Genomic DNA, 917 nt, shown 5'->3' on the forward strand with positions numbered 1-917 from the left:
ACAATCGACTTCACTTATACTTATTTAAAAACAGAAAATATCAAGTCGATGCTTGATACAATTATCTTTAGTGAAGGTAGTCCTATCGGGGTTGTTTGTTTTGAACAAAAAGCCAATTTCAGAGAGTGGAATAGGGATGAAGTTTATTTTGCTGAGTGGATTGCTGATTGTTGTACATATCGATTTATGGCCCAAAAACAAGCTAAGCTAGAAGATAAGCTTGTTAACTTAGTATTTTATGATGACTTAACTGGTGTTTATAATCGTCGGTATTTTTTTGATGCCATTGAAAGAACAATAAGTCTCCATGTACGAAAAAACTTGCCTTTGGCTATTGGTTTTATTGATTTCGATAATTTTAAATCAATAAATGACACATACGGTCACCAAGCAGGTGATGAAGTATTAAAGGGGTTTTCAAAGGTAGCTCAGACTTTACTTAGGCGTGAAGATTTAATTTTTCGCTTTGGAGGTGAAGAGTTCGTTATTGTGTTTCAAGGTGTGAATGTTATAGATGCTAAGAATGCTTTAGTTAGGCTGCAAAGTGGAGTTAAAACTATGTTTATTAACCATGGTAATAAAGCGTTGAATTTTACATTTAGTGCCGGTGTGGTTGAGTTACATAAAAAATTGCCCATTAAAGATGTGATAAAGCAAGCTGATAAACTGCTATATAAAGCGAAAAAAGAAGGGAAAAGCCGTATTGAGTACTAGGTAAAATACGCTACCTACTCATTAAAATCACGTTCCAAACTAATGTTCAAATGGGTAGTGTTACTGGCTACTTAAGATTTAGACGGTAATAAAAAACTTTCCAGCTTTTGTGAAGATAATGGCTTCGAATAGCTATAACCTTGAAGCATGTCGACATTTTTAGACTTGCAGTATTCAACATGCTGCGTTGTTTCTACTCCCTC

Annotated in this window: 1 protein-coding gene; it reads left to right on the plus strand. The window is 34.5% G+C overall.

The window, feature by feature from the left end:
• Positions 1-714 (plus strand): sensor domain-containing diguanylate cyclase (locus tag HUS61_RS21960; protein ID WP_175092380.1); only part of this gene is annotated, 714 nt, incomplete at its 5' end.
• Positions 715-917 lie beyond the last annotated feature (203 nt).

Origin of the sequence: Pseudoalteromonas sp. 0802 (assembly GCF_013350085.1) — a bacterium.
Taxonomy (GTDB): Bacteria; Pseudomonadota; Gammaproteobacteria; order Enterobacterales; family Alteromonadaceae; genus Pseudoalteromonas.